Annotated in this window: 19 protein-coding genes, 1 pseudogene and 1 riboswitch; of the genes and pseudogenes, 7 read left to right on the top strand and 13 right to left on the bottom strand. The window is 36.4% G+C overall.

From position 1 onward, the window contains the following. Nucleotides 1-85 precede the first annotated feature (85 nt). The 4 genes from OEV98_RS15965 to OEV98_RS15950 all read right to left on the bottom strand — a co-directional run bounded on the left by OEV98_RS15965 (nucleotide 86) and on the right by OEV98_RS15950 (nucleotide 4,310). Nucleotides 86-1,129 (bottom strand): LacI family DNA-binding transcriptional regulator, encoded by a 1,044-nt coding sequence (locus tag OEV98_RS15965; RefSeq protein WP_263074353.1) that lies wholly within the window; start codon nucleotides 1,127-1,129, stop codon nucleotides 86-88. Nucleotides 1,130-1,245: 116 nt separating this feature from the next. Then, complete coding sequence (locus tag OEV98_RS15960; protein ID WP_263074352.1) at nucleotides 1,246-2,064, bottom strand: carbohydrate ABC transporter permease; 819 nt, start codon at nucleotides 2,062-2,064, stop codon at nucleotides 1,246-1,248. After that, entirely contained in the window at nucleotides 2,064-2,924 is an 861-nt protein-coding gene (locus OEV98_RS15955) for a carbohydrate ABC transporter permease (protein ID WP_263074351.1), read from the bottom strand. The genes OEV98_RS15960 and OEV98_RS15955 overlap by 1 nt, the downstream gene beginning before the upstream one ends. Before the next feature lie 102 nt (nucleotides 2,925-3,026). Beyond that, the gene (locus OEV98_RS15950) at nucleotides 3,027-4,310 is read right to left on the bottom strand and encodes an ABC transporter substrate-binding protein (protein WP_263074350.1); all 1,284 of its coding nucleotides are present in this window, start codon (nucleotides 4,308-4,310) and stop codon (nucleotides 3,027-3,029) included. Nucleotides 4,311-4,930: 620 nt separating this feature from the next. Between OEV98_RS15950 and OEV98_RS15945 the strand changes: the two genes are divergently transcribed. From OEV98_RS15945 to OEV98_RS15930, 4 genes are read left to right on the top strand one after another with little or no spacing between them, the layout of a single operon-like run. Then, nucleotides 4,931-5,653, top strand: a complete 723-nt coding sequence (locus OEV98_RS15945) for a ThuA domain-containing protein (protein WP_263074349.1) — start codon at nucleotides 4,931-4,933, stop codon at nucleotides 5,651-5,653. Nucleotides 5,654-5,679: 26 nt separating this feature from the next. Beyond that, nucleotides 5,680-6,711: a Gfo/Idh/MocA family protein gene (locus OEV98_RS15940; RefSeq protein ID WP_263074348.1), complete on the top strand. Its 1,032-nt coding sequence runs from the start codon at nucleotides 5,680-5,682 to the stop codon at nucleotides 6,709-6,711. A gap of 32 nt (nucleotides 6,712-6,743) precedes the next feature. Continuing rightward, nucleotides 6,744-7,766, top strand: a complete 1,023-nt coding sequence (locus OEV98_RS15935; protein ID WP_263074347.1) for a Gfo/Idh/MocA family protein — start codon at nucleotides 6,744-6,746, stop codon at nucleotides 7,764-7,766. Nucleotides 7,767-7,781: 15 nt separating this feature from the next. Then, on the top strand, nucleotides 7,782-8,750 hold the full coding sequence (locus OEV98_RS15930; RefSeq protein ID WP_263074346.1) for a sugar phosphate isomerase/epimerase family protein: 969 nt from the start codon (nucleotides 7,782-7,784) through the stop codon (nucleotides 8,748-8,750). A 95-nt stretch (nucleotides 8,751-8,845) separates the two neighbouring features. Here the strand turns inward: OEV98_RS15930 and gnd are convergent, their stop codons facing one another. Continuing rightward, nucleotides 8,846-9,742, bottom strand: a complete 897-nt coding sequence (gene gnd, locus OEV98_RS15925; RefSeq protein WP_263074345.1) for a phosphogluconate dehydrogenase (NAD(+)-dependent, decarboxylating) — start codon at nucleotides 9,740-9,742, stop codon at nucleotides 8,846-8,848. Between the two features lie 137 nt (nucleotides 9,743-9,879). Between gnd and OEV98_RS15920 the strand changes: the two genes are divergently transcribed. Next, nucleotides 9,880-10,734: a MurR/RpiR family transcriptional regulator gene (locus tag OEV98_RS15920; RefSeq protein ID WP_263074344.1), complete on the top strand. Its 855-nt coding sequence runs from the start codon at nucleotides 9,880-9,882 to the stop codon at nucleotides 10,732-10,734. 174 nt (nucleotides 10,735-10,908) lie between these two features. Beyond that, nucleotides 10,909-11,463 (top strand): putative ABC transporter permease, encoded by a 555-nt coding sequence (locus OEV98_RS15915; protein WP_263074343.1) that lies wholly within the window; start codon nucleotides 10,909-10,911, stop codon nucleotides 11,461-11,463. Nucleotides 11,464-11,529: 66 nt separating this feature from the next. On the opposite strand, the gene OEV98_RS15910 is transcribed toward OEV98_RS15915, so the two are convergent. The 4 genes and pseudogenes from OEV98_RS15910 to OEV98_RS15895 all read right to left on the bottom strand — a co-directional run. Further along, complete coding sequence (locus OEV98_RS15910) at nucleotides 11,530-13,545, bottom strand: penicillin-binding transpeptidase domain-containing protein (protein ID WP_263074342.1); 2,016 nt, start codon at nucleotides 13,543-13,545, stop codon at nucleotides 11,530-11,532. Between the two features lie 60 nt (nucleotides 13,546-13,605). Further along, nucleotides 13,606-14,220, bottom strand: coding sequence for a histidine phosphatase family protein (locus OEV98_RS15905; RefSeq protein WP_263074341.1), 615 nt, complete (start codon nucleotides 14,218-14,220; stop codon nucleotides 13,606-13,608). A gap of 171 nt (nucleotides 14,221-14,391) precedes the next feature. Further along, on the bottom strand, nucleotides 14,392-15,525 hold the full coding sequence (locus OEV98_RS15900; RefSeq protein ID WP_263074340.1) for a GGDEF domain-containing protein: 1,134 nt from the start codon (nucleotides 15,523-15,525) through the stop codon (nucleotides 14,392-14,394). After that, nucleotides 15,497-15,582, bottom strand: a riboswitch (cyclic di-GMP riboswitch). It overlaps the preceding gene by 29 nt. Nucleotides 15,583-15,837: 255 nt before the next feature. Then, nucleotides 15,838-15,981 (bottom strand): annotated as a pseudogene (locus OEV98_RS15895) (helicase); the annotation flags it as partial. 367 nt (nucleotides 15,982-16,348) lie between these two features. Between OEV98_RS15895 and OEV98_RS15890 the strand changes: the two are divergent. Continuing rightward, the gene (locus OEV98_RS15890) at nucleotides 16,349-16,561 is read left to right on the top strand and encodes a hypothetical protein (protein ID WP_263074339.1); all 213 of its coding nucleotides are present in this window, start codon (nucleotides 16,349-16,351) and stop codon (nucleotides 16,559-16,561) included. 539 nt (nucleotides 16,562-17,100) lie between these two features. Here the strand turns inward: OEV98_RS15890 and OEV98_RS15885 are convergent. The 4 genes from OEV98_RS15885 to OEV98_RS15870 are packed head-to-tail and all read right to left on the bottom strand — an operon-like array spanning nucleotide 17,101 to nucleotide 20,837. After that, the gene (locus OEV98_RS15885) at nucleotides 17,101-18,108 is read right to left on the bottom strand and encodes a FecCD family ABC transporter permease (RefSeq protein WP_263074338.1); all 1,008 of its coding nucleotides are present in this window, start codon (nucleotides 18,106-18,108) and stop codon (nucleotides 17,101-17,103) included. Continuing rightward, nucleotides 18,101-19,102, bottom strand: coding sequence for a FecCD family ABC transporter permease (locus tag OEV98_RS15880; RefSeq protein ID WP_263074337.1), 1,002 nt, complete (start codon nucleotides 19,100-19,102; stop codon nucleotides 18,101-18,103). The genes OEV98_RS15885 and OEV98_RS15880 overlap by 8 nt, the downstream gene beginning before the upstream one ends. A gap of 21 nt (nucleotides 19,103-19,123) precedes the next feature. Continuing rightward, on the bottom strand, nucleotides 19,124-19,999 hold the full coding sequence (locus OEV98_RS15875; protein WP_263074491.1) for an iron-hydroxamate ABC transporter substrate-binding protein: 876 nt from the start codon (nucleotides 19,997-19,999) through the stop codon (nucleotides 19,124-19,126). Nucleotides 20,000-20,021: 22 nt separating this feature from the next. Continuing rightward, the gene (locus OEV98_RS15870; RefSeq protein WP_263074336.1) at nucleotides 20,022-20,837 is read right to left on the bottom strand and encodes an ABC transporter ATP-binding protein; all 816 of its coding nucleotides are present in this window, start codon (nucleotides 20,835-20,837) and stop codon (nucleotides 20,022-20,024) included. Between the last annotated feature and the right edge of the window lie 53 nt (nucleotides 20,838-20,890).

Below are 20,890 nucleotides of genomic sequence, written 5' to 3'. Positions count from 1 at the left end.
TGAATAACATCTAGTCTATTATAAAAAAAAGAAAAGCCTAAAGATAGTGTCTCACTTGGAGGTGCTTCTTTAGGTTTTTCCATAATCAATATCCATTTCTCCTAGTTCTTACTAGTTCCATACAAGTGTCTCTTTCGATAATAATCGTTGGAATAATGACGCTCTTTTTGAAAATATTTGGAGTATTAATTAGTTCCAATAAACATTTTGCCGATTCAAAACCTAGCTGATAGGTTTGGGTATCTACAGAAGTCATTGGCGGAGTTGCTAATTTCGAGATAATCGTATTATTAAAGCTAATAATACTAATTTCTTCAGGTACATTAATATTTAAATCTCGTAAAGTAAGCATCACAAGTAATGCATTAATATCATCGGTAATTACGAAAGCCGTTGGGGGTTTCGGCATCCGTAAAAACGCTTGTACAATTTGCGTCGCTTGTACTTGATTGAATTGGAAATATTTTTCATATGATTCGTCCAATGCTAAGTGATGGTCATTTACTGCTTGTTGGAAACCATTTAGACGATCACGAACCACCTGAAAATTCGGATCTCCTCCGATAAAGCCAATTTTCTCATGCCCACGAGTGATGATATACTCTGTGGCTTCCTTTGCTGCTTGAATATTATCGTTATCAACATACATTATACGATTCGTATCGCTCAATGGTTTTCCGATAACAACAAAAGGGAAATCCGATTCTAGTAAAAATGGTACAACTTTATCGTTGATTTTCGAGTAAAGCACAATAACACCATCAACTCTCCTACTCCGTACCATTCTTACTACTTCTTCGTAAATATCCTCCTCTGTTTCACCAGTTGTAAGCGAAATACTATATTCATGTTTATAACAAAGAGAACTTATTCCTCGTAATACTTCGGGGAAAAATGGGTTATTCAATGTATGGCTGGCAGAATGCTTCATCACAATGCCAATCGTTTGGGTATTCTTCTGAACTAACACTCTAGCATTATAATTGGAATAGTAGCCCAACTCTTCCATTACTTTTCGAACTTTCTTCTTCGTTTTTTCACTTATACTGCTACTATCCGCTATAACTCTTGAAACAGTAGCAGGAGATACATTCGCCTTTTTCGCCACATCCTTAATTGTAACACTCACCCTTTCTCCTCCTTCCTTACGATATTTACCTTACACCATTATTAACTTTACAATGGAAGGAGAAAATAGCCTTCCCCTAAATATTTTAATCGTACATTCCAATACAAAAGTAGTTATTATTTTACCGCACCATCTGAAACCCCTTTAATAATATGCTTTTGCGCAAAGAAGTAAACAATGATAACCGGAATAATAGCAATCGTTAAGCCTGCAAGTGCTAAATGCCATTGTTTTGTATATTGTCCAAAGAAGAAGAACATCTTTAAAGGAATAGTTGCACTTTGTTCATTTAATACTAATGATGGCAATAGATAGTCATTCCAAATCCAGATGACGTTCAATATTCCTACCGTAACAGAAATTGGTTTAAGAATAGGGAATATAATCCGCCAGAAGATTTGCCATTTGTTTGCACCATCAATTGTAGCAGCTTCGTCGAGCGAAACAGCAACACTTGATAAGGATCCATGATATAGGAAGATGGATAAGCTACTACCAAAGCCTAAATACATAAAGATTAAGCCAACTTGATTTAGCATTTCAACTTTTCCAAAAAGTGATACAAGTGGAATCATAACCGATTGGAATGGAATAAGCATAGCTGCAACAAATATAAAGAAAATCATCCCGCTTAATTTACTCTTATTCCGTTGAAGCGCATATGCTGCCATTGCAGAGAAAATAATAATGATTCCCACGCTAAATATCGTAATAATTAAGGAATTAATAAAAGAATGGATAAAATCTAAATCAATAAACGCATTAGAAAAGTTTTCGAATGTCCACTCTTCTGGAATTCCAATAACGTCACTAAAAATTTCTTTCTTCGTTTTAATTGAATTTACAATCATAATATAGAAAGGAGATAACCATAATAATGCAAGAAGTAAGCCTACAATCTCTAAAATTAGTAAATTTCTTTTTTTCTTCTTCATTATAAGTCAACCTCCTTCTTCTTATTAAAGTACACTTGAGTTAAACCGATACCAGCAACAATGATGAAGAATATTACTGCTTTTGATTGAGCAAATGCCATTAAGTTCTCATTGAATGCTGTTTTGTAAATTTCCATTGCCACCATTTGTGTTGAGTTAAATGGCCCACCTGCCGTTAAAGATAAGTTTTGATCATACATCTTAAACGAATGGGATAATGTTAAGAATAAACATACCGTAAATGCAGGTCGAATTAGTGGGAATGTAACATTGCGGAATCTTTGGAAGCTGTTCGCTCCATCCATTTCTGCAGCTTCGATAAGTTCTTGAGGCACCCCTTCAAGATACGCAATATAGATAATCATAATATAGCCTGCCCATTGCCATACCGTTAATATGATAAGTCCCCAAAATCCAGTTTCTGTTGTAGATAGCCAGCCACTTAACCATTCCATATGAAGTAATTTACCTACTCCATCAAATACGTTAATAAAAATAAATTGCCAAATGAATCCTAGAATTAACCCCCCAATAAGATTCGGCATGAAGAAAATGGTTCGTAAAAAATTGCTGGACTTTAGTTTTCTCGTTACTAGTAGTGCAAGTCCTAGGCCAATAACATTTAATAATATAATAGCTACAACTGCAAATTTCGTTGTAAACCAAATGGATTGAAGAAATTCTTTATCCTTAAATAAATCCACGTAATTTTCTAACCCGATAAAATTACTACCTTTAAGTCCGGTCCAATCCGTAAATGAGAAGATAAATCCATAAATTAAAGGTACTAATACTACCACGCAAAGACTTATAAGTACCGGTCCGAGAAATAACCAAAAAGATAAGCTTTTATTTTTCATTCCTTACACCCCCACTGAATGCTTTCCATCGAAAGTTAAACGATACAACCAACAAAATGTCATTATTTTGTTGGTTGTATTTAAATGCTTACTTACTCGAAATTATTTTCTTGCCTTTTCCCAATCGCTCTTAGCGTTATCCATTGCTGTATCCCAATCAATTTCACCACTTAAATATTTCTGCATATTTACAGCTAATGATTCTTCTTGCCAGCCTACAGGAGAGCCTAAGAATACCCAACCAATGGTATTTCCTTCAGAAGCATATTTATAAATTTCTTGTGAAAGTGGATCTGCTATTTGTGCTGGATCATATCCTTCGTAAGCAGGGATAAATTTGAAATCATTCATAACGGCTTCTTTACCAGTCTCAGATGTATACATCCAGTCTAGGAAATCCTTTGCTGCAGCTACAACTTCATCACCTGCATTTTTATTTACTGTCCAATACATTGGTACACCAACAGGTAATTTTCCTTCATAACCTTCTACCGGAATAGGAATAATCCCAATATTTTCTTCTGCGAACTCAGGATCCATACTATACACTGTATTGTAGATCCAGTTACCTTGTTTAATCATTGCTACTTTCTCTAAAGAGAATAATTGCTCCACTTGTTGTGAATAATCAAGACTTAGTACTGGTTGTACAGAATATTCATTTTGTAAATCTAGCATTCTCTTTAATTCATTTGATTTACTGATTTCAATTGTAGGAGAATTATACGCTTCTAGAACACTATGGTTAAAGTCTGGTGCAATAAATGCGTTTGCTAAATGGTTTCCGATAACCCATGTTTCTTTCGCTGCAAGTGCAAATACTGCATCGATACCAAGTTCGGATTTTTTCGAATCTAATGTTTTAACAGCGCTTTCAAAAGCGTCGTAAGTAGTTAATGTGCTAGGATCAATACCAGCTTTTTCAAAAACTTTCTTATTGTAAATAAATCCATAGCCTTCTTGGTTAAATGGTAATCCTAAAATTTCTTCGCCATCTGTTACACTATCAAGTGTTCCAGGAAGTGCTGCTTTTGCAGCTGCTGTATCGGATAGATCTGTCAAATAATCACGATATTGCTCTACCTCTGAAGGTCCACCAACATTGAAAATATCAGGTTCATCTCCAGCTGCAAATGCTGCTTTTACTGCTGCTCCGTAATCATTTCCTCCACCCACAGTTTTAACATTGATGTTAACATCTGGATGTTCTTTTTCATATTTCGCTACTAAATCCTCAAATTGTTCCTTAAATTCTACTTTAAATTGGAAAACGTCAACCGTAATTTTGTCTTCGTCTGAGCCTCCATCACTAGAGCAACCTGCTAGTAATACCCCTGCCAGTGATAATGCCATTAGTGATTTGGAGAAAATTCTTTTATTCTTCATCATCCCACTCCTCATAATAAATGATCATTTCTTTGTCATGCACCCTTACAATGAATACGGTTACATTCGGTAGCAAAAAAATAAAACCAGTCATATAAACACCGCAATCATCATAAAAACACATTCCGTCACTATGTAAATACAAATTTAGTAAAACGTTTGCATTTACAATGTCATAGTATCATACAAAAAAAGTATAGGCAATATCCATTTTTTATTTTTTTGAAAACGCTTATATTTTTTATTATTTACCTACTATATATATTTTTTTAGTTAGTTTCTCTGTTTGCAGATTACGAAAAATTATCTTATCCCAATAGCTTTTTTAATGATTCCCTAAAAATAAAAGTTATCTTCCTCTTTCAATTCAACAAATCAATCACATGTATAAATCTGAAAAGTCTGACTTATATGTAAGCTATTGACCTAATTTCAAATATTTAATATAGTAAAATTACAGTTTGTGAAAACGTTTTACTAATTTATTTTCTTCTCATAGCATGCGTTTCGACAGATGAACTTTTAAAAAACTATACTAATAGTTTCGTTGTGCGCATAGAATAAAGCGTTTTCATTTATCCTGTTCTAATATAACTATTCATTACTTAGGAGTGATTTACTTGGTAAAAGTAACAGTATGGAATGAAAATCGCCACGAGCAAAAGAACCCGGTAGTAAAGGAAGTTTATCCAACAGGTATTCATAATGCCATTGCTGGTTTTTTATCCACTGCTGGTTTTGAAACTAGAACAGCAACTTTAGATCAACCACAACATGGTTTAACCGATGATGTTTTACAAGATACAGATGTTTTAATTTGGTGGGGACACCTTGCACATAATGAAGTTTCAGATGAAATCGTAGAAAAGGTACGGCAACGAGTATTAAACGGAATGGGATTAATTGTTTTACACTCTGGGCATTTCTCTAAAATATTCAAAGCCTTAATGGGCACAAGCTGTGACCTAAAATGGCGAGAAGCTGGGGAAAGGGAAAGAATATGGGTTGTTAATCCAAGCCATCCAATTACAAAAGGACTTCCAGAATACATTGAATTAGAACAAGAGGAAATGTATGGAGAACATTTTGATATTCCAGCACCAGACGAGCTCGTCTTCACTAGCTGGTTCCAAGGCGGAGAGGTATTTCGTAGCGGCTGCACGTATTCACGCGGTAACGGAAAAGTATTTTACTTCCGCCCAGGGCATGAAACTTATCCAACATACCATCAAGAACTTATTCAAAAGGTAATAATCAATGCCGTACAATGGGCAGCTCCTGTTGAAAGACTTCGTCCAGTTTACGGAAATGTTCAACCATTAGAAGTCTTAGCTAGTAAATAAATCTCTTTCATTGGGAGGAATGCTACATGACAAAATTGAAAGTTGGCATTATCGGCTGCGGCAATATTTTTCCAATGCATGCACAATCTGTTAAGCAACTAGAGAATGCAGAGCTAGTGGCAGTATGTGATTCGAAAGAAGAACGAGCAAAAGAGAAAGCGGCAACATACAATTGTCGTTACTATACCGATTATCTAGAATTGTTTGATAAAGAAGAACTGGATGTCATCCATATTTGTTTACCTCATTATTTGCACGCACCTGTTGCAATTGAGGCAGCCAAAAGAAAGATTCATATTTTAACAGAAAAACCAATGGCTATTGCCTATGAAGATGCATTAGAAATGGTGAATACAGCAAAAGCAAATAATGTGACTCTAGGTGTAATCTTCCAAAATCGCTATAATCCAGGATCTCAGCTAATCAAAAAAATGCTGGAAAGCGGCGAGTTAGGTGCGATTAAAGCAGGTAAGTTAACTGTCACTTGGGATCGTTCCGATGATTATTACTTAAAAAGCGATTGGAAGGGCACGTGGGAAAAAGAAGGTGGCGGCGTAATCATTGATCAAGCCATCCACACAATGGATTTAATGCGCTGGTTTGTAGATAGCGAAATTAAATATATCGATGCAACGATTAGCAATCGAGCACATGAAATTATTGAAGTAGAGGATGCGGCTGAAGGTGTCATCGCTTATAAAAATGGTGTTGTTACTGCATTCCATGCAATAAACTACTATTCCTATGATGCACCAGTTGAAATTGAACTTCATTGTGAAAATGGTATCGCGAAAATGGTAGCAGACCGCGCGAGCGTAAAGCTTGTCGACGGAAGAGAATTTATTGCAGAAAACAATCCAGCAGAAACGTTTGTTTATGATTCTGGTGTGAAAAGCTATTGGGGCGTTAGTCATATTAAACAAATTAATAATTTCTATAATGCACTCCAAAACGGAATGGAACCAGAAATTACTGGTGAAGAAGCATTAAAGACACAAAAAATGATTTGTGCAATCTATCAATCTGGCAAAGAGAAACAACGTGTAACCTTTCAATAATTAACTAATTATCCATTAAGGAGGAGTATAAAATGAGTAAACTTAAAGTCGGAGTTATTGGCTGTGGAAGTATAGCAAGACACCGCCACTTACCAGAATATCAATTAAATGCAGCTGTGGAAATTGTTGCTGTTTGTGATATTGTTCCAGAACGCGCAGAGGAAATGGCAACGTTATATCATGCTACAGCTTTTACAGATTATCAGGAACTATTAAAATCAGCAGAAGTTGATGCGATTAGTGTATGTCTACCAAACTATTTACATGCACCTGTATCTATTGCTGCCTTAAATGCCGGTAAACATGTACTATGTGAAAAACCAATGGCTACTTCTAAAGAGGAAGCAGAGGCAATGATTGCAGCAGCAAAAGCAAATGACAAAAAATTAATGATTGCCCATAACCAACGCTTTGTCGCTTCTCATCAAAAAGCGAAGGAAATAATTGAAAGCGGTAAATTAGGGAAGGTTTATAGCTTTAAAACAACGTTTGGTCATCCTGGACCAGAAGGCTGGAGCGTAGATGGTGCAAACAGCTGGTTCTTTAAAAAAGAACAAGCCTTTATCGGTGCTATGGGAGACCTTGGTGTCCATAAAGCAGACTTACTTCGCTATTTACTTGGCGAATTTAGTGAAGTTGGTGCGTTTGTCGAAACAAATGCAAAACAAAATACTGACGTAGATGATAATGCAGTATGCATTCTTCGCACAGCAGATGGTGTAATCGGTACATTAGCTGCTAGCTGGGCATACGTAACTGGTGATGATAATTCCACAACCATTTATGGTGAAAAGGGCATCCTTAAATTAGAATCGGATCCAGAATATTCCTTAATAGAAGAGTATCGCAACGGTGAATCTGTTTACCATAAACTTGGAAAAATCCAAACCAATGAAGATGGTGGACAATCGAAGACCCATGTAATCGATCACTTCGTTACATCCATTCTAGAAAATAAAGAACCATTAATTACAGGCGAAGAAGGGAAAAAATCATTAGAAATTATTTTAGCTGCACTAGAATCTTATGAAACGAAAAAAATCGTTTCTTTATAATTAGGAGGGAATAGTATGAAATTAGGAGTATTCACTGTATTGTTTTCCGAATTATCCTTTGAAGAAATGTTGGATCATGTAAAAGAAGCAGGTCTAAACGCGGTTGAAATTGGTACCGGGGGCTATCCTGGTAATGCACATTGTCCTTTAGATGAATTATTAGAAAGTGAAGAAAAAAGAACAGCCTATTTAGAAGCCGTTACTTCTCGAGGACTTACAATTAGCGCATTTAGCTGTCATGGTAATCCAATCTCACCTGATAAAGCTTTTGCACAGCAATCAGATGCAACATTACGTAAAACAATTAAGCTAGCTTCTTTACTTGGCGTACCAGTTGTCAATGCTTTCTCTGGTACACCTGGTGATAGTGAAGATGCAAAACAACCAAACTGGCCAGTTGTTGCTTGGCCAACGGAATATGCTGATATTTTAACATGGCAATGGGAAAACAAACTTATTCCATATTGGAAAGAAATTGGAGAATTAGCGCAACAAAGTAATGTGAAAATCGGCTTAGAATTGCATGGAGGATTTTTAGTGCATACACCGTATACAATGTTAAAATTGCGCGAAGCAACATGTGATGCCATCGGAGCAAACCTAGATCCATCTCATATGTGGTGGCAAGGAATTGACCCGGTTGCAGCAATAAAAATATTAGGTAAAGCTGGAGCGATTCATCACTTCCATGCAAAAGATACCTATATTGATCAAGACAATGTCAATATGTATGGATTAACAGATATGCAACCATATGGTAATGTACAAACAAGAGCATGGACCTTCCGTAGTGTAGGCTGTGGCCATAGTATGCAAGAATGGTCTGATATGATAAGTGCGCTTCGTACGTATGGCTATGATTATGTAGTAAGCATAGAGCATGAAGATCCGTTAATGTCTATCGATGAAGGATTTAATCGTGCGGTGAAAAACTTAAAAGATGTTCTAATTTATGATTCTCCGACAAATATGTGGTGGGCTTAATACGAACCTTTCGTATCCCACCTCAGAGAAGAAAGCCGATTTCTTATGAAATCGGCCTTCTACTTTTATCTATCCGCTAATAACAATGGCTGTATTTATTTTTCTACTACACTATGCCCACCAAATTCATTTCGAAGGGCTGCGACTACTTTTCCAGAGAATGTATCTGTTTCAAGTGAACGATATCTCATCATTAATGAAAGTGCGATTATTGGAGTTGCTGCTTGTAAATCTAACGCAGTTTCTACTGTCCATTTTCCTTCACCCGAGGATTGCATTATCCCCTTCATATTCTCTAATCGATTATCCTTTGTAAAGGCACTTTCGGTAAGCTCCATTAACCAGGAACGAATAACCGATCCATTATTCCATACCCGAGCAACATCCTTAAAGGAGAAATCAAAAGGACTTTTTTCGAGAACCTCAAATCCTTCGGCAATGGATTGCATCATCCCGTATTCAACACCGTTATGAACCATCTTCAAGAAATGCCCACTACCAGATTTTCCAGTGTATAAATAACCACTCTCAACTGTAATTGCTTGAAAAACTGGTTCAATATAGGCAAATGCTTCCTTGTCTCCTCCAATCATCGTACAAGCTCCGTGACGGGCACCTTCCATCCCACCACTTGTTCCACAATCGTAGAAATAAATCCCTTTTTGTTTTAATGCCTCGGCTCTTTTTATCGAGTCTTTATAATTAGAATTGCCTCCATCGATTATGTAATCACCTTTTTCTAAATAACTGCTTACTTCCTCAACAACTGCATCCGTAATTTCCCCTGCTGGTACCATAATCCAAACCACCTTTGGGGAAGGTAAATTTGCTGCAAGTTCCTTAATTGAAGCTGCCGTTTGAATATCTTCCTTCGCAATCTTCGGTAATACCTCTTCATTCTTATCATAGGCAATCACTTGAAAACCATTATCTCGTAAATTTAGTGATAAATTATAACCCATCTTCCCAAGACCAATCATTCCTATTTTCATATATAAAACCTCCAAGTGAAAATTTTTTTCATCCAATACTTTAAGTATACAAAAAAAATTTCATAATACAATCTATGAAAAAAATTTTTTCTATTGTAAAATAAAAGTAATAGAAAAATTTTTCGGAGGTGGCGTAATTGACGACCGACAATCCGTATTGTCTAGCGAAAATAAAAACCCACTATACGTTTTTAAGCGATAAAGAAAAAATAGTTGCCGACTTTGTTTTAGAAAATCCGAAGGAAATTATTCATACAACCATTAACGAAATGGCCGAAGATTTAAAGATTGCCGAATCCACCATCTTCCGTTTTTGCAAAAAAATTGGTTTCAAAGGCTTTCAAGCATTTAAAATTGCCCTTGCTGCAGATATTGTTACCCCAATTACTGATATTCATGAAAATATTAAAGAAGAAGACGATTATCGAACGATTACCGAAAAAGTTTTTCGATCAAATATAAAAACTTTAGAGGATACTTTGCAAGTTTTTCATGGAGAAGCTTTTCATCAAACCGTTCAATCCGTAACCGAGGCGAATCGAGTGGAATTTTTCGGTGTTGGCGGTTCCGCAATCATTGCAATGGATGCTTATCATAAGTTTATCCGTACGGGTATTCCAGTAAACGCAAATTTAGATATCCATATTCAACTTATGTCTGCTTCCCAGTTAAAGGAAAATGACTTAGCGATCTTCATTTCTCATTCCGGGTCAACGAATGATACATTGGAGCTGCTGAAGGTAGTAAAAGCAAATGGGGTCAAAACGATCGGTATTACTAGCTATATGAAGTCTCCTCTGAGTCAGGCTGTCGATATACCGCTCTATACAGTATCGGAGGAAACTGAATATCGAGCAGAAGCATTATCGTCCCGATATGCACAATTAAGCATCCTTGATGCGATATACGTTAATGTAATGCTTGCTCGGAAAGATAAAGGAAAAGAATCGTTACAAAAAATCCGAAAGGTTATTTCGATCCAAAAAATATAATTTTTCTTGTAGAGAAGGAGAAACCGACCATATGTTGGCGACTCCTCCTTTTTTATTTACACTACATGAAGTCATTGTTTATTTTTTCTAGTTTCTATTCCTTTTGGAATAAATTCCTTTTTATTATTGAAAACTATTAATAGCTTTTTATTAACTTAATAAAAGGAGTAAGTTATGAGCAATTGGGTAGATTCTACAAATGTATTTTCATTACTATTCTTTTTTATGATATACGCTTGCTTAGGTTGGCTTTTAGAGAATACATATAATTACATTATCAATCGCAAGTTTGTAAAGGATAATTTCTTCATCGGTCCATTCAAGCCAATGTACGGATTTGCACCGATACTATTACTCCTGATGTTGAGTCCAAATATGCATTTGTTAACTGTGCTGATGTTATACCTAGTGATTCCTACCATTATTGAGTATGTGAGTGGATGGTTACTTTTTACCTTTTTCCGACGCAAGTATTGGGATTATTCTAAACAAAAATTCCAATTGCATGGACATATTTGCTTACCGTTTTCAATTTGTTGGATGGTACTTTCCTATGCTTGCTTGCACTGGCTTCATCTGATATTCGTGATGATATATGGGAAAGTGGATTTTCTATGGCCATGGATGGCACCATTCGTTATGATTTATTTACTAGCCGAGCTAATTTTCGCGATAAGACGAAATTTATTAATTCAATCGCCTGCAAATGAACCAAATCCGGTACAATAAGGCTCGGAAAAAAAGAGAGCCGTGAATGATGTGCATTGAATTACACATTGTTCACGGCATTTTCCACTATGACTTCATTTCTTGAAAAATTTCCTTTACTTTTTGTACGACTATTTTACTGCCATGCTCTTGAATCCCTTCCATCATCATCGCAATAAGTAAATCTTTATTATCCGTATTATACGCTACAAACCAGCCATTCTCTGTCCCTTGCTCACCTTGAGCTGCCTTGGCAATTTCTGCTGTGCCTGTTTTTCCAGCTAACGGCACTTCAGTCATGTTAGCAAGTCGCCCAGTTCCATTTGGCTCAGCAATTACTGCCCGCAAATCCTCTGCTAGGAGATTAGCGTATTCCTTCGATACTACCTCTTTTTTCCAAACCTGTGAAGTAGGTTCTTCTTTTAATAATGTCGGTTTAATCATATTTCCTTCATTAATAAATGCCGTATAACCTGATGCTAATTGAATAATATTAGTCTGTACCTCACCTTGCCCATAGCCAGAGTCTGCTAAAAGAATTTCTTCATTTAATGACCCGTCATTTGATATTTTGGAAGGCTCTAATGGATACGTATACGGAATTTCCTCGGCAAATCCAAAGTTTTTCAATCCTTGAATAAATTTATCTGCGCCGATTTCCAATGCGGTTTGGGCAAAATAAATATTATCCGAAAATACGAGGGCATCCTTTAAATTCACCGGTTTTCCAGGATCGGTTACTCTCGTTATTTTGTAGCCACCCCAAGAATCATCCTTTTGCCATTGTTTCGTCTTAATGTCTCTTGCTAAATCCGGTGTAATTGTACCTGTTTCTAGTCCGACTATTGCTGTAAATGGCTTCATAACTGATCCAGGTGTTTGTGGATAGGCAAATCGATTGAGCAATGGCTGCAGAGGATTTTCTTCTAGCTTGCTTTGCTGCTCTCCTCCCATTCCAAAAACATATTGATTAGGGTCAAAAGAAGGGCTACTTACAATTGCTAATGTTTCTCCTGTTGTTGGATTAATTGCAACTCCAGTACCTGCTGCACCATCATATTTGTTCAACATTGTTTGCTGCAGCACAGAATCAATTGTTAATTGAACCGATTCGCCATTTTTCACTGGCTTTTCTGCTAATGTTGCTGTCGTTCCATCTGGTTTTTCAATGGTAATTTTTACTCCATTCTCTCCCTTTAGCCTACTTTCCAGTAATTGCTCTAAACCTCTTTTTCCTATAACATCTCCTGTTACATAGCCTTGATTTTTCTCAAGGTCCTCTGCTGTTACTTCACCTACATAGCCAATTAAGTGGGCTGCTGCTTCTTTCAACGGATAAACCCGGGCATTCGCTGTATTGATTTGCACACCTGGAATTTCCAATAATTTATTTTCTAGCTCCACGTCTTCTTTAGAAAATTTCTTTAGCGGGACAAAATAATTCGGCTGTACCCAGCTGGCATTTAATTTCGAATCAATTTCTTCAACAGACATTGCTAGCAAAGTAGAAAGTTTTTCCTTTGCTTCTTTTTCATTTGTAATTTTTTCTGGTACGAGTCCAACCTCATTTACTTCCCCGTTAATAGCAAGTCCCTTTCCGTTACGATCTAAAATTTCCCCACGAGTAGATTTTACCGTCTCAATCCCAATCTTATCCTCTGGCTGTAATCCTTCAAAAATAAATTCCGTATCCCAATTAATCAACCAATTGGTTTCCTCTTCTTCTGCCTCGACTTTGACTAATTCTGCCTCGTGCGAAAACTCAATTGGTCCTGCGATTGTATTCATTGATACGGTAAATGGAAAAGTAAAGCTCGTTTCGTCTTTTACTTCTAGCTCCTTCGGCCTTTCAAATTCTACCTTTAAGTCGCTAACCCCTAAGTCATTGTAGATTTTTTCATATCTACTCGTAAAATCTTCTTCAGATACAATTTCCTTTGCACTATCTGAAAGCATTGGATACATCTCGGCAAAGTTTTGTTTATTCCATTGCTCAATATACTTTGCAAATACTTCATCGGGCTGTACCTCTTTATCTTCACATGCAGATAAAACGAATAGTATTAAACCACTAATTAATAGTAACCACCATTTTGCTTTCATCTATATTCCTCCCCTCTAAAAAATATAGCTTTGTCTCAGCAATTTATGCTGATTCTTTCGTCATCTTATAGATTCAACCTGCAGATGTGCTTGCATATTGAGGAATTTTATTATTCTTGAATTCTCCGTCATTGCTAAATAATGAAAACCAGTATCACCTGTCGCAAAAGCCACTTTACTAGCTACAGGTAAATCTAAAAACGTTTGCAATAAATTTGAAATTAGCCCTCCATGCGAAACAATCGCTACTCTGTTGTACATATTGTACTCTGTAATTATTTTGTGAAATACATAGTCTGCTCGATAACGGAATTCTAATTCAGATTCCCCGTTTTTAATCGGCACATAGATTGGTCTACCACTTTTCGGTAGCGGATACATGTGTGCTGCTTCTTCTCTTGATAACCCTGCAAGTACTCCATTATTAAACTCCATTAAATTCGGCTCCAAAAGTAGTTCACACTTTGTATAGGTTTGTAATATCTCTGCCGTCTGTTTCGCTCGTTTTAATGGACTGGAGATAATAATTTCCGGTTGTATATTTTTTGCTACATATTTCGCCATTTTTCTAGCCTGTAATTCTCCTAAGCTAGTTAACGGAAAATCTGCTCTCCCTTCATGAACGTTTAATATATCTGCCTCTGACTGGCCATGTCGAATAATTATTAACTCCAATATTTGTCCCCTCACACCTAACAATTAGCATTTTTTTATATCTTCTTCCATTGTAGAATTTTAACAGGAAAATTTCAAAAATTTTTTCATTAAAACCTCATAAACTCCTTCAAAAAAATGCTAGGCATACTCTCTCAACCTAGCATTTTATATCAGAATATCCTGTAATGTTTACGCTTCATAGGAACCATAAACATTCACTTGATTTTTTCCATATTTTTTCGATTGATACAAAGCAATGTCCGCTCGCTTAATTAAGCTTTCCTTTGAATCTCCCGGCTGGTAACTCGCAACACCAAAACTTGCTGTCACATTTTTCACCATTGCAAAGTGATGCTGTTCAATACTATTCCGCAGCAGTTCTGCTAATTTCATTGCTTGCTGTAAGGATATCGGAGAAATAATCATAAATTCTTCTCCGCCCCAACGTCCAAAAAATTCCTGCTCAGATAAATTATTGCGAATGAGGTTGGTAAATTCCTTCAATACGACATCTCCAACATCATGACCAAATTGATCATTCACTTTTTTAAAATTATCGAGATCAGCAAAAATTACCGATATTTCATGGTTGTTTAATAATGCACTTTTCAATAGGCTTTCAAAATTCAAGCCCAACTTTCTCCGATTTGGAATTTCCGTTAGCGAATCAATATATGCCTTTGTTTTAATAGAACTGAATTCTGCTAGCATTCCAAAAGCAAATTGAGAATAATAAAAAGCTAATATATAAACAAGATGTGCCAAATAAAATTGGATGAAGGAATCCATAGTAAGCAAGTTGTATTGTTTAACGTGATAGCTACCAATAGAAAACATGATAAGAAAAATACCAAGCGAAAATAGAACACCTTTTTTTCTACCTAAACTTAAGTATGTATAAATGACATACAGCGGCATCCATACGACAAAATCACCAAGCTTAGTATTATCTCCCAGAATAATTAATTGAACCGATTCCCAAAATAGATTTATTTGAAAAATACTGATCAAGAATAGATTGGATAGTTCAATAAACCGAAAGAGGAATCGTTTGTACATCATCACCCAGCAAATGGAAAAATATATAATTAGTATGCAATTTAAATAGAAGCTCATTGGTAAACTTTTATCAAATAAATTATTTATAATTAAAGCAAACACGAGTAGTGGGGTAGCATATAAATATAAGTTTCTTTTAAGCTCTTCAAGGTTCTCAATTGGTTTTTTCAAGAGGATTCGCCCTTTCTCACGAAAAAAAGTTAATCGTTGCCGATTAACTTTCACCACTGTCACAATCGGTAACTGGCTGGCATCGTTTTTCAAACATTAGCCCCTCTAGTTTTGCGCCATCATCTTTCAATGATTTTGCCTTTATCATTAATATTAAACTGAATACTAACAGTACAAAAGACACATGTAAATAGTCCTATTCGTATTATAAAGCTAATTATTATATCGAGCAATAGAACAAGTTGTGACATATTCCTCCCAGTAGTTAGAAGAATTTCCAACAGAAAATTTCCTAATTTTTAATGTAACTATTATCAAATATTTTTCACCTGATATAGTACTTTTTACCTATAATCCCCATTTATGTATTCATATTACAAAAGGATGCATTGGTTTAGGCTGTTGCTATATATACTCTTTCATAAAAATAAAATGATCCTCTGGGTTCCACACATGTAAATGATCACAAACGTATCCTCTTAGCCACAACAAACCGTTCATACGTCTAAGATAAAATCCTTTCGGAAAATCATCGTCTTCCGATAGTATTAATATATAATTAAGTTTGAGGTGAGTTAATTGTCAGAATTGTCAGAATTGGATATGTACCTTGATTATTTAGATGAGATGCTTACCTTTTTAGAAAGAGAATTAAATCAATTAGTTTGTAGTTGGGAAAGTTTATTAAAAGTTTGTTAAATGGATAAAAATATAAGGGTATCACCCTTATTTTTTTATTGTTCATTTTATAAAATTTTTCTAAACTGCTTTTTAAAAAATTCAAGAAAGTAAAATAAAATTTAGATATTGAAGTATTAATTATGAGTCTATTTTCTCAAAAAAATTAATAAAAAAACATGGTAGAATAACCTTGAATAGTATGTAAGAAATTAATTAAAGGGGAGAAATTAATAGAATGAGAAAACTTTATGAATATATATCAGTTGAACAAAAAAAAGAAGTTATAGAAAAGCTGAAACAATCACTAGAGCAGTTAGATGGTGAACTATCAAATAACGGAGATTCCTTTTCACCATTTGTTAGACAGATACTTCTTAGTACAAAAGATAAATGGACATTAGAGATTGAATTATTGCAAAATGATATTAAGGATAATAACGAATCATAGTAATTAGAAAAATAAATACACCCCATTTAAGGGGTGTATTTATTCGCACTAGGCTAGCTATTTAACTGGATTATAGTAGTAGCCAAGTAATGGTTCTTGCTATTGCGTCAGCAATAGGTAATGAATAAGATTACTAAATAAAAAACGTGATGAAACTTTACGTATCATCACGTTTACAAAAACATTCAGGCTGTCGACAAAAGGCAGTGAGAGCCCTCTCGGTGCATTGCGTTTAAATTCCGTTGATTTCCGCTCCGGGCACTTGCTTTCCGGGGGCTGGCGGTGTGCTTTCTCCTCACTGTCGCTCCTGCGGGAAAAGCGGGACAGTCGAGACCCTGGACTAAGCGTAGCGTGGGAAGCGCCTCCGCCCCGCCCACGAAAAGCGTCCACCCTTTTTTTCCAATACACTAGTTACATCATTCGATTTTTAAAGAAAAAAGAGTGTAGACAAAACGTTTCTTCTTTCATTATCGTTCTCCAAAAGGGGAAGCTTTTGAAGAATGTATCTAATTTTATCTTCTCGATACGTAGCCAATAGATTAAATCACCGATTTCAACAAATACAAAAAATACGGTGCACCGATTAAAGCAACGACAATTCCTGCTGGGATAGTTGCTGTTTCTAGGACAGAGCGGCCAATCGTATCAGCGAACATTAGGAGAGTTGCTCCGGTTAAGGTTGCAATTGGTAGAAAAAACTGATGTCTAGGTCCGACTAGCCTTTTCGCAATATGAGGTGTCATTAAGCCGATAAATGCTATTCCTCCAGTTACCGATACTGCGGCAGCCGCTAATGCGACAGCAATACATAGCAGCTTTAAGCGTTCTTGTTTTAAATGGATACCAAGTCCTATTGCGGTTGGCTCATTTAACGCTAGTAGATTTAAGACATTTGCTTTGAAAAATACAATTGGAAATAAAATAATAATCCATGGTAAAAATGCAAAAATGAACGGCCAATCGGTTCCCCAAACATTACCTGCTAGCCATTGGGCAATAAAATCAACCTCACTCCGCTCTGCAGAGGAAATCAAGATCATCATGACACCAGATAATGCAAAAGCAAATCCAACACCTACTAACACAAGTCGAACTGGGTGGATTCCTTTCCCTTTTTCATAGGAAAATAGATAAATGCAACTAGCTGTAGCCAGTGCCCCGGCAAATCCTACTAATGGCATTACATAAGCAAAATTCATAATATCTGCTTTCGCAAATAAATAAAAAATCGTGATTCCTACTCCTGCTCCTGCATTAATACCGATTATTCCAGGCTCCGCTAAATCATTTCTAGTGACGCTTTGGAGAATGGTACCAGATACAGCTAATGCCATCCCTGCTAATGCTAAAATTAATATACGTGGTAATCGAACCGTAAACAAAATAAAGTCTTCTTTAAAGCTGCCATAGCCCAATAAGGTAGGAATAATCCGGTCAACTGTTAACGAACCACTTCCTATTGAAATTCCAGCTACAAAAACAACAATAAATAACACTAATAAAATAGCTAACCACTTGATTACATTTTTGCTTTTATACTCACGCAAAATGTCGTCCTCCTTTTCGTACCATGATTAAGAAGAACGGCAAACCGATCAAAGATACTAATGCAACAACTGGTGTTTCAAATGGCGCATTGATGATCCTTCCACATAAATCCGCTAGTACCATAAATGTCCCACCTACAATAATACTCATCGGAATAATGTAGCGATAATCCGAACCGACAAATGCGCGTACCATATGCGGAATCATTAATCCAACAAAAGCTAGATTGCCAACAAGGGCAACAGCAGAACCCGCAAGAATAATTACTAAAAACATCATGACGCTTTTCACAACAGTCGTTTTTTGACCGAGTCCAATCGAAATTTCCTCGTTCAAGCTTAGTATGGTTAGCTGGCGACTAATAGCGATACTTCCCACTAATCCGAATACAATGACTGGAACAATTACTAATGCCTGCCAAGTTGTTCCCATCAAGCCACCTGCCGTCCACATCGACACATCCTTCGAAATTTTAAAAAGAATGCCCACTCCATCGGCAATCGCTTGTAAAAAGGCAGTAACCGCTGCACCAGCCAAAACAAGCTTTAACGGCGAAAGTCCACCTTTAGTCGAAGCGCCGATACTATATACGAGAATCATGCCAATTCCCGCGCCAATAAAGCATGCGACCATAATACCATAATAAGATACCGAGGGAAGGATGGCCATAACAACCGCCAGTGCTGCATTGGCACCAGCGGAAAGACCTAATAATCCTGGGTCTGCTAATGGATTCCGTGTTACTCCTTGCATAATTGCACCTGCAACAGCTAAAGCACTACCGACAAAAAAGGCAGCAATTACTCTTGGAAAGCGAATTTCACGCAGCACTGCATAGTGTTCGCCACCGGGATACGAAAATATCGCATCTGCAATATCCTGCAGACTCGTATTTGCTGCCCCATAATAGATAGCGATTACCATCGAAATTATGGAAATAAGAATGCCTACTATTATTTTTATAGAAAAGGGTACCGAACGAAAGATTCCCATTTTTTTGCTTCCTCTTCCAATTTAATTTTCACCTAAAAATTTTTCTTCAAAAAAGTTCAACTGATAATCCAATGACATCGCATCATTGAAATAAAAGGCTTTTGCGTCTGCTTCAAATAAATGTCCATTTTTCACTGCTTCTATTTCTTTATACCAATCAGCGTCTAAAAACGAAGTGTCCTGATCAGTCGTTAAGCTTAATATGACATAATCACCTGTATAATCCCCTAATACTTCCTGTGAAATGGCAAAATAACCAGGTTCTAATGCTACTTTCGATACTGCTGCCGGCATTTTTAATCCCATTGCTTGATATAAAATTTCTGTTCCTCTTCCCCAGTTGTCACCAAAAAGGTAGAATTGCTTTTCATAGTTTTCAATAACGGTAACAGTAGCATCTTCGCCAATTTTCTCTTTAATTTTTGCACCTAAGTCTGCAGCACGTGTTTTAAAATCTTCCACCCATGCATTTGCTTCTTTTTCTTTATTTACCACTTTCCCAATTTCAATATGCTGTTGTAAATAGTCGTTTTTGCCATAGGTAAATAATACTGTTGGCGCTATTTCCTGTAACTTATCTGCGTTGGATATATTATTTAGCCCGATAATTAAATCTGGCTCCAACTCAATAATTTTCTCTAAATCTTCATTCGTAACTACTTGGGCATCCTTTAATGCAGCAGCAAAATTCGGGTTGGCCGCTGACCAGGAATCAACACCAACTATATTTACACCAAGCTTGATTAAATCGCCAGCATACGAAGAAAGCACGACAACTCGCTTTGGATTTGCTGGTACTTCCACTGGACCTGTTTCTGACTCGTATGTAATCATTTCATTATCCTTCGATCCTCCGCTAGAAACATTGCTTGCTTTATTGTCACATGCTGCAAGCATTAATAGAAGTAACAAACTAAAACTAATAATTAACGATTTTTTCACCTTTTCTCTCCCCCTTAATTAAGTTATAGGTCATACATATCGGTTTATTTGTATTTGGATCCTTTCCGATTACTGCATCAATAGAAAATACTTTCTCTAATACTTCCTTATTCATCACTTGCACTGGGCTCCCCGCACAGGTTAAATATCCATTTGCTAGCGCAATCATATAGTCTGAAAAGCGTGCCGCATGATTCAAATCATGTAAAACCATTACGATAGTCCTGCCCTCTTCTTTATTTAATCGTTGCAAAAGCTCCAACACTTCCAATTGGTGAGCCATATCTAAATAAGTAGTAGGTTCATCTAAAAAAATAATATCCGTTTCTTGTGCCAGCGCCATTGCAATCCAAACCCGTTGACGCTGTCCGCCAGACAATGCATCGACAGGCTTATAACGAAATAAATCGGTACGCGTGACTTGAAGTGCCCAATCAATCACATCTTTATCTTTTTTCGATAAATTACCAAATCCTCGTTGATAAGGATAACGACCATAGGACACAAGCTCTTCCACTAGCAATCCATTCACACTCTCTGGACTTTGGGGCAGTATCGCCAATTGCCTAGCAAGCTCCTTTGTATTCATCAACCGAATATCTTTACCATCGAGAATGATTTTTCCGCTTTGATGGGAGATTATTCTTGTAATCGCTTTTAATAAAGTCGATTTACCACAGCCATTGGAGCCAATAATGGTGGTTATTTTTCCATCTGGAATTTGAATGCTCATGTCGTGTATGATCGTTTGTTCTTCATAGCCAACACGAATATCTTTCACCTGTAAACGCAATGTCTATATCCCTCACTTTAAAAAATGGATTATATTTTTCAGTTTCTAGTTGA

The sequence above is a fragment of the Perspicuibacillus lycopersici genome (assembly GCF_025660475.1).
Classification (GTDB): domain Bacteria; phylum Bacillota; class Bacilli; order Bacillales; family Caldibacillaceae; genus Perspicuibacillus; species Perspicuibacillus lycopersici.
The sequence above is the reverse complement of the archived record's forward strand: the minus strand, read 5'-3'. Positions and strand labels throughout refer to the sequence as shown.

Excerpts from the sequence above, each read along its gene's own strand:
- OEV98_RS15960 (WP_263074352.1), bottom strand. The coding sequence starts at position 2,064 with ATGAAGAAGAAAAAAAGAAATTTACTAATTTTAGAGATTGTAGGCTTA.
- OEV98_RS15955 (WP_263074351.1), bottom strand. The coding sequence starts at position 2,924 with ATGAAAAATAAAAGCTTATCTTTTTGGTTATTTCTCGGACCGGTACTT.
- OEV98_RS15950 (WP_263074350.1), bottom strand. The coding sequence starts at position 4,310 with ATGAAGAATAAAAGAATTTTCTCCAAATCACTAATGGCATTATCACTG.
- OEV98_RS15940 (WP_263074348.1), top strand. The coding sequence starts at position 5,680 with ATGACAAAATTGAAAGTTGGCATTATCGGCTGCGGCAATATTTTTCCA.
- OEV98_RS15935 (WP_263074347.1), top strand. The coding sequence starts at position 6,744 with ATGAGTAAACTTAAAGTCGGAGTTATTGGCTGTGGAAGTATAGCAAGA.
- OEV98_RS15930 (WP_263074346.1), top strand. The coding sequence starts at position 7,782 with ATGAAATTAGGAGTATTCACTGTATTGTTTTCCGAATTATCCTTTGAA.
- gnd (WP_263074345.1), bottom strand. The coding sequence starts at position 9,742 with ATGAAAATAGGAATGATTGGTCTTGGGAAGATGGGTTATAATTTATCA.
- OEV98_RS15915 (WP_263074343.1), top strand. The coding sequence starts at position 10,909 with ATGAGCAATTGGGTAGATTCTACAAATGTATTTTCATTACTATTCTTT.
- OEV98_RS15910 (WP_263074342.1), bottom strand. The coding sequence starts at position 13,545 with ATGAAAGCAAAATGGTGGTTACTATTAATTAGTGGTTTAATACTATTC.
- OEV98_RS15890 (WP_263074339.1), top strand. The coding sequence starts at position 16,349 with ATGAGAAAACTTTATGAATATATATCAGTTGAACAAAAAAAAGAAGTT.
- OEV98_RS15880 (WP_263074337.1), bottom strand. The coding sequence starts at position 19,102 with ATGGGAATCTTTCGTTCGGTACCCTTTTCTATAAAAATAATAGTAGGC.
- OEV98_RS15875 (WP_263074491.1), bottom strand. The coding sequence starts at position 19,999 with ATGCTTGCAGCATGTGACAATAAAGCAAGCAATGTTTCTAGCGGAGGA.